The 675-nt window shown below is 57.2% G+C and carries 1 protein-coding gene; it reads right to left on the minus strand.

Annotated elements, in window-relative coordinates:
- Positions 1–78 precede the first annotated feature (78 nt).
- A partial coding sequence (locus tag ACR0IP_RS23320; RefSeq protein WP_480528185.1) for a murein hydrolase activator EnvC family protein occupies positions 79–675 on the minus strand: 597 nt, incomplete at its 5' end.

Here is a 675-nt window from a genome sequence, read left to right on the forward strand (position 1 = left end):
CCCAGCGATCTGAGTTGTTGCAAATACGCCTGCCAGGGTTCCGGCCAGACCGGCCATCACAAATTTCTTCATACTCGTTTATCCATCCTTGTCGGTCCGAAACCAAGATTCCGGGTCCACGGGGCGATTGTCTTCTCTTACCTCTATATAGAGCGTTTCTGAGCGGTCAGTTCCAGTGCCATCACTGCTTGTTGACAAAATTGCGCCGATTTCCGGCATTTCACCGGGCATCAGACCAACTGGTGTGCCCTCTGGGATCACCTGACCGGTCCGGCCATAGACCTCCTGCAAACCGGAAAATACGAACAAAAGTCCCGATTGAGGTTCAAGTATTATCAGGTTCCCCAGGTCCAGCAGCGGCCCGCGATAGCGAATTGTCGCAGCGGTTGGCGATGTGACCAAGGCGCGCGGGCGTGTCCCCACGATCAGGCCGGGGCGCGTGACACCAGCGGCGTCCGTTTCACCCGCCTTGTGCAGCAAGATGCCCTGTACCGGCATTGATATCCGGCCTTTCCTGTCCAAGACGCTGGCATTGCTGTCGAGGATCTCTCCCTCCGAGATCTCGGACAGACCACTTGCAAAACCATCCAGTGTTTCGGTCGACGAGATCAGAATGGCCGTACGTACCGGGTCTTCCACGAAACGGCGGGGCAAATCCGTGCGGTCGGCGATTGC

Source organism: Ruegeria sp. AL11, assembly GCF_056540865.1.